The following is a 6,828-nucleotide window of genomic DNA, read 5'->3' as shown; positions in this document are numbered from 1 at the left end:
GGTCTGGACGTGTTCGACGGTCATGGCGCATCCTTTCGAGGGCTGATGCACTCCATCCCACCGCCCGACCCGACCCGCCTGGGCGACCGGAACCCGCCCGACCGACGGTGACGCGGTGGCCCCGGACGACCAGCGACCGCTCGCGAGCCTGCTCGAGTCCGGCGGCGCGGTGATCGGCTGTCTCACCGGTTGGGTCGTCGTCGTCGGCATCTTCATCGGGGCCGTCGCGATTGGCACGATCTGCATCGGCGGGACGGCGGCGATGCTCGCCGCGGCCTTCCTCGCCCCCTAGCCCGCGAACTGTCACTTGATGCGGGTGCGCGTGGCCCGCACTGTTCCGAAGAGACAGTTCGCGAGCTGGGATGGGTGGGCTCAGCCGCCGGTGATCGCCCGGACGGCGTCGGTGATGATGAGGTACCAGCCGTAGACGGCGAGGGCCAGACCGATGAGCCACCACCATCCTGTCCGACGGGACAGGCGTCTTCCCTGCCGTGCCACTCCTCGTGGCGGACGGATCAGTGGGAACGAAGCCGCCATCGTCGCCGCGTCGACCGGTTCCAGTCGGCGATCCCGCCAGCGCTCCCATTGCGCGATGCGTTCCGCCAGGATGTCGACGACCGACAGCAGCCACGTCCACACCTCGGGGTCGAGGGTCGAAAGGTCCTTGGGCGAGTACAGGAAGAGGTGGTCGTCGACGATCTCGACATCGAGTTCGGCGACGGTGTCGATGAACCGCGCCATGATGTCGGGTGTGAAGAGGTAGAGGGCGTCGGTCTCGTACCCACGCGGGCAGTACAGCTCGAAGTGGCGGTCGAAGTCGCCTTCGAGTGAGAGCCGCTGGTCCTTAGCGTAGGTGACGGGCAGGCGGGGGTGCAGGAGCGAGTTGTTACCGACGGCGTCCAGGACGATGTGGGGGAGCGCCACCGGCAGCCGGAGCGCCACGTAGCCCCACCGATGCTCCTTGCGGTTCCGTCCCGAACCGATGGTCGTGCGCAGGTTCCCGACGGACAGCGGCGACCTGCCGTCCCGCCACAGCAGGTCCCTCACCACGCTCGTCCCGCCCATCGTGAAGATCAGGCCGGGCAACGCCACCGGTATGGCGAACGGTCGGTAGCCCAGGCCGTTCGCCCGAGCGAATCGGTCCAGCCGGTACTGATGCACGCCGCTGCGTCGTCGGACCGTGCGCACCAGCAGGACGAGCATGCCGACGGGCAGCGCGAGGTAGGGCAGGAGGATCAGGGCCGACCAGTCCCATGGCTCATCCGGCATCGAGCCGTCTTCGAGTACGAACCACCAGGCGGAGAGGAAGAAGGTCGGCAGAACCGCCAGCACGACGGCGGGCCAGATCGCCGCCATGAGTGGTGGACGGACCTCGCCCGGGAGGCCCGTGCGGTACTCGCGAAGCGCGCGTCGGTCGATCCGTTCGATGAGTGGTCGCGTGTCCAGCGTCGTGGTTCGTGTCGTCGGTGCGGTCATCGCACGTGGGGTGTTCCGTGCGGCTCGGGCGCAGGCGTCATCGTCGCGGGCATCCGGCCAGGGCGGTTCGCGGCGACCGTGAGTGCCCGGCCGGCCGCGTGGACCAGTGTCTCGAGCGGACCGCGACGCTTGGTGAGGGCGATGATCCAGCCGAGGAGGAGCGCGCCGGCGACGTGGATGAGCCAGAGCTGCGGGCTCGAGATGAGCCACGCCGTGTCCGCGTACGTCCCGGCGATCGCGGCGATCAAGGCGCCTACCGACGCCATGAAGACGTGCGCCGAGTAGACGGTGAGCGGAGCGGCCCCGGCGCCGGTCGCCGGCAGGAGTGCGAGCGACCAGCCGCGGTTCAGGGCGGTGCCGAGTGCCAGGCACAGGCCGATGACGACCGCCGCGATCCCGATCGTGAAGACGAGGTCGAGCGTGGTACCCGAGTGCGGGGCGCGGGCGACGAGCCACCAGAAGGACTCCGTGGGGCTCGTGCCGTACATCCCCTCGGCGAGGGCGTCCTCGACGGCGGTGATCGTCGTCGGATCGGGTTCGAGACCGCCGGTCCAGGCGCGCGCGATGCCCTGGACACCGCCGACCGGACCGAGCAGGAGGGCGGCGAGGCGGTCCGCGGCGATCGCGACGACCAGTCCGATCGCCGCGAGCTGCAGTGCGAACCGTCGCAGGGTCCCGTTCGCCCGAGCGACCATGAGCAGCCGACCGACCGCCATCCCGACGAGGACGTAGACGATCCACGTGAGCGCCGGGTACACCCCGGTGAGGAGCAACCCTCGGGCGAACCCACCGCCCGAGACGTCGAACCAGGACGCACTGCCGATCTCGGGGGAGTCGACGCCGCTGAGCGGCATGCGGAGCGCCTGCGAGCAGATCGGCCAGACCACCGCCCAGGCGGCCGCGACGATCAACAGCGTGCGCGGACGCCACGTGACGGCCGGGATCGCGAGCCAGAAGGTCACGCCGTAGTAGGCGATGATCACGTAGATACCGCCTGGCAGGACGCCGAGGGTGAGGCCGAGGACGAGCAGGGCGAAGCCGCGGCCGAAGAGGTTGAGGCGCGCCGCGGCGGGGGATCCGGCGGCGAGGTCTCGGCGGCTCGTGAGGACGATCCCGATGCCGGCCAGCACGGCGAACAGGGCCGCGGCCTTGCCCGACAACACCTCCGTGATCGGCGTGTGCCCGCCGGTGGCGATGTCGAACGCCCACACGTGCGTGGCCATCATGCCGATGAGGGCGAGGAAGCGCGCGAGGTCGAGACCGATCAGTCGGTCGGCGCGCTGTCGGCTGGCTGGGCTGCTCATCGGGTCCAGCATCCCATGCGTGGCGGCTCCGCGACAGGCCCGCGGTGGCGGTACGGGCTCCCGTCCGGTACGCTGTGAAGGTTGCCCGGGTGCGTCCGCTCTGTTCTCGCCCGATCGCAACGATGCTTACACCCTCCTGCCACAGAAAGTCTGTGGCCGTTCGAGTCCGAAGGAGGTGGGTTAGTGACGCATCAGTACGAACTCATGGTCATCCTCGACCCCGAGATTGACGAGCGCACGGTTGCACCGAGCCTCGACAAGTTCCTCAACGTCATCCGCAACGATGGTGGAACCATCGACAAGGTCGACATCTGGGGCCGTCGTCGTCTCGCTTACGAGATCAACAAGAAGACCGAAGGCATCTACGCCGTCGTGGACTTCACTGCGACGAGCACTGCCACGCAGGAGCTCGACCGTCAGCTGAAGCTCTCCGAGGCCGTCATGCGCACCAAGGTGCTGCGTGCCGAAGAGGCCATCGCTCAGGTCGCCACCGAGACGAAGCGCAGCGAAGAGAAGGCCGCCCGCAAGGCTGCCGCCAAGCCCGCTGCTGCTGTCGCCGCGGCTCCCAAGGCAGACGCGGCTCCGGCTGCGGCTGAGACCAAGGAAGCCTAGGGCTCATGGCCGGCGAGACCGTCATCACCGTGGTGGGCAACCTGACCAGCGATCCGGAACTGCGTTTCACGCAGAACGGCCTGGCTGTCGCCAACTTCACCATCGCTTCCACGCCGCGCAACTTCGATCGCGCGACGAACGAATGGAAGGATGGCGAAGCGCTGTTCCTGCGCGCGAGCGTTTGGCGTGAATTCGCCGAGCACGTGGCCGGATCGCTCACCAAGGGAAGCCGCGTCATCGCGACCGGGCGTCTCAAGCAGCGTTCCTACGAGACGAAGGAAGGCGAGAAGCGGACTTCGATGGAACTCGAAGTCGACGAGATCGGCCCTTCGCTCCGGTACGCGACCGCGACCATCAGCCGTGCACCCTCGGGTGGCGGCGGCGGTGGTCAGCAGCGCGGCGGCGGAGCTCCGCAGGTGCAGCAGAACGAGCCCTGGGCTCAGAGCGCACCCGCAGCTTCCGGCGGCAACGGCGGTGCAGATGCCTGGAACACTCCGGGTAGCTACAGCGACGAGACCCCCTTCTAAACAGATTCGATCGGTCCGGTTCTGCCGGTTAGCCGATCACTCCATTCACACGCAAAGGAACAACCATGGCTGGAAAGTCGAGCGGCGACCGCCGCAAGCCTGCCCGCGGTGCTAAGGGCGGCAAGAACGTCGCTCCCGCGAAGGCGATCCGCGTCGGTGTCATCGATTACAAGGATGTCGCCACGCTTCGCAAGTTCATCTCCGAGCGGGGAAAGATCCGTGCTCGTCGTATCACCGGTGTCAACGTCCAGGAGCAGCGACTCATCGCACGTGCGGTCAAGAACGCACGCGAGATGGCGCTCCTGCCCTACGCCGGCTCTGGCCGCTAGGAGGCGCCGCACATGTCGAAAGTTATTCTGACGCACGAGGTCTCCGGCCTCGGCTCCGCTGGTGACGTCATCGACGTCAAGAACGGCTACGCCCGCAACTTCCTCGTGCCCCAGGGTTTCGCGACCCCGTGGACCCGCGGTGGCGAGAAGCAGGTCGAGCAGATCAAGTCGGCCCGCGCTGCGCGCGAGCACGCCACGATCGAAGAGGCCCAGGACCTGAAGGCTCGCCTCCAGGCCACCAAGGTCAAGCTCACGGTCAAGACGGGTGGCGAAGGCCGTCTGTTCGGTTCCGTGAAGCCTGCCGACATCGCGAAGGCCGTGGCGGAAGCTGGGCTGGGCGAGGTCGACAAGCGCAAGATCGAGATCCACACCCCGATCAAGTACGTCGGCGAGCACGAGGCCACCATCAGCCTCCGCGACGAGATCGTCGCCACGATCACCCTTCAGGTGGTCGCGGCCAAGTAGTACCCGCCGTGCGGTGTCGGGCCCTCGGGTCCGGCGCCTCATGCACGTCGTGATGAGCGCGATGGCGGTGGACCGAGAGGTCTGCCGCCATCGCGTTTTTCTGTGCCCAGAACGGGGGTGGAGTGTCGTCTCGGCGTCTGCGTGTTACACCCGTTTCGCCCTCGGAGTCAAGCAAGTTGTACACAGGTGACCCCCGTTCTCCTCAACGTTCGACACAGGATCGAAAGAACTTTCCACACACAGCCTGTGGAATCAGAATCTCCTGGTCAGGACAGTATTGACTGGTGGAAAAACTTCTCTCTCCACAGGGTTTCCCACAGCTTGTGCACACGACACGCGGCGTTTCCCCCGATCTCTCCACAGAGTTATCCACAGGCAGAGTTGGTTGTGGAGACGAGTGGCCCTATCGTGAGTCATCGGCGTCTCGGAACAGCCGGGCGAGCAGGCTGAGCAGCCCTCGTCCGTAGCCTGCGGGCGCCCCGCAGGGCCCGTGCGTGTCGCACGTTCCTGCTACACCTGAGTCGTCTCCACCCGCACCACCCGAGTCAACATCGAGAAGGGATGTCCACTTGTCGATCGCTCACCTCAACCGCTCCGAAGGCGGCGGTTCATACGACGAGCCGCGCGGCAACGAGCGGGTCCCTCCGCACGACCTCCTCGCGGAGCAGAGTGCGCTCGGCGGCATGCTGCTGTCGAAGGACGCGGTCGCCGATGTGGTCGAGACGCTCCGTGGTGTGGACTTCTACATCCCCAAGCACGAGGTCATCTACGACGCCCTGCTGACGCTGTACTCGCACGGTGAGCCCACCGACGTCATCACCGTGACCGACGAGCTCGTCAAGACGGGCGAGCTGTCCCGTGCCGGTGGCGCGGACTACCTCCACACGCTGACGAGTCTCGTGCCGACCGCGGCGAACGCCGGCTACTACGCCCGCATCGTCGCGGAGCGCGCACTGCTGCGTCGTCTCGTCGAGGCCGGCACCCGCATCGTGCAGATGGGGTATGCGGCCGAGGGAGAGGCCGTGGAGCTCGTCAACTCCGCTCAGGCCGAGATCTACGCCGTCTCCGGCAACCAGGAGGTCGAGGACTACGTCCCGCTGACCGACGCGGTGAGTGCGGCGATCGACGAGATCGAGGCCGCCAAGCACACCGACGGTTCCATGACCGGCGTGCCGACGGGCTTCCGCGAGCTCGACGAACTGACGAACGGGCTGCACCCGGGTCAGCTCATCATCGTCGCCGCCCGACCCGCTATCGGTAAGTCCACGCTCGCGCTCGACTTCGCCCGCGCTGCGTCCGTGCACTACAACCAGCCGTCGATCTTCTTCTCGCTCGAGATGGGTCGTAGCGAGATCGCGATGCGTCTCATGAGTGCTGAGGCGTCCGTGCCGCTGCAGCTCATGCGTAAGGGCACCGTCGACTCACAGGACTGGACGAAGATCGCGCAGGTGCGTGGGCGCATCAACGACGCTCCGCTCTACATCGACGACAGCCCGAACATGACGCTCGTGGAGATCCGGGCGAAGTGCCGTCGACTCAAGCAGCGTGTGGGCCTCAAGATGGTCGTCATCGACTACCTGCAGCTGCTCACGTCCGGTAAGCGTGTCGAGAGCCGTCAGCAGGAGGTCTCGGAGTTCTCCCGTGCGCTGAAGCTCATGGCGAAGGAGCTCCAGGTCCCCGTCATCGCGCTGTCACAGCTGAACCGTGGTGCTGAGCAGCGGGCCGACAAGATGCCGGCACTGTCCGACCTCCGTGAGTCGGGCTCGATCGAGCAGGACGCCGACATGGTGGTGCTCCTGCACCGTGAGTCCGCCTACGAGAAGGACAGCCCGCGAGCCGGCGAGGCCGACCTGATCATCGCCAAGCACCGGAACGGCCCGACGCGCACGATCACCGTCGGCTTCCACGGGCACTTCAGCCGCTTCGCCGACATGGCGCCGGGGATGTAGCCCTCTGGCTCACTCGGAGTGGCAACCGGCTCTCTCTGCGCCTCCCAGGAAGCGGAAGGCGAGCGGGAGATGATGAGCCCGCGACCGATTCGGCGTGTATCGCCGGTCAGGACGCTCTGGTATTCCACGCCGGGGGAAATCGCGCGATGGTGCCTTCCTATTTGTC

The 6,828-nt window shown here is 67.0% G+C and carries 8 protein-coding genes; 6 read left to right on the top strand and 2 right to left on the bottom strand.

The features are described from left to right. The first annotated feature begins 115 nt into the window (after positions 1-115). Positions 116-292, top strand: coding sequence for a hypothetical protein (locus A4X17_RS19250; RefSeq protein WP_157583451.1), 177 nt, complete (start codon positions 116-118; stop codon positions 290-292). 80 nt (positions 293-372) lie between these two features. On the opposite strand, the gene A4X17_RS10705 is transcribed toward A4X17_RS19250, so the two are convergent. Continuing rightward, positions 373-1,476 carry a hypothetical protein gene (locus A4X17_RS10705; RefSeq protein ID WP_064295659.1) on the bottom strand — a complete coding sequence of 368 codons (1,104 nt, stop codon included), beginning with the start codon at positions 1,474-1,476 and terminating at the stop codon, positions 373-375. After that, positions 1,473-2,780 (bottom strand): heparan-alpha-glucosaminide N-acetyltransferase domain-containing protein, encoded by a 1,308-nt coding sequence (locus tag A4X17_RS10700; RefSeq protein ID WP_197479056.1) that lies wholly within the window; start codon positions 2,778-2,780, stop codon positions 1,473-1,475. The genes A4X17_RS10705 and A4X17_RS10700 overlap by 4 nt, the downstream gene beginning before the upstream one ends. A 204-nt stretch (positions 2,781-2,984) precedes the next feature. On the opposite strand from A4X17_RS10700, the gene rpsF reads away from it, so the two are divergent. From rpsF to dnaB, 5 genes are all read left to right on the top strand, one after another. Beyond that, a complete protein-coding gene (rpsF, locus tag A4X17_RS10695; protein WP_217485263.1) occupies positions 2,985-3,392 on the top strand; it encodes a 30S ribosomal protein S6 in 408 nt (135 codons plus the stop codon). A gap of 5 nt (positions 3,393-3,397) precedes the next feature. After that, a complete protein-coding gene (locus A4X17_RS10690) occupies positions 3,398-3,919 on the top strand; it encodes a single-stranded DNA-binding protein (RefSeq protein WP_064295656.1) in 522 nt (173 codons plus the stop codon). 65 nt (positions 3,920-3,984) lie between these two features. Next, entirely contained in the window at positions 3,985-4,248 is a 264-nt protein-coding gene (gene rpsR / locus A4X17_RS10685) for a 30S ribosomal protein S18 (RefSeq protein ID WP_056010351.1), read from the top strand. A 12-nt stretch (positions 4,249-4,260) separates the two neighbouring features. Further along, on the top strand, positions 4,261-4,713 hold the full coding sequence (gene rplI / locus A4X17_RS10680; RefSeq protein ID WP_056780635.1) for a 50S ribosomal protein L9: 453 nt from the start codon (positions 4,261-4,263) through the stop codon (positions 4,711-4,713). Positions 4,714-5,288: 575 nt separating this feature from the next. Next, positions 5,289-6,662: a replicative DNA helicase gene (dnaB, locus tag A4X17_RS10675; protein ID WP_369808454.1), complete on the top strand. Its 1,374-nt coding sequence runs from the start codon at positions 5,289-5,291 to the stop codon at positions 6,660-6,662. Positions 6,663-6,828: the final 166 nt, after the last annotated feature.

Source organism: Plantibacter sp. H53 (genome assembly GCF_001650455.1).
GTDB classification, from domain to species: domain Bacteria; phylum Actinomycetota; class Actinomycetes; order Actinomycetales; family Microbacteriaceae; genus Plantibacter; species Plantibacter flavus_A.
The sequence above is the reverse complement of the archived record's forward strand: the minus strand, read 5'-3'. Positions and strand labels throughout refer to the sequence as shown.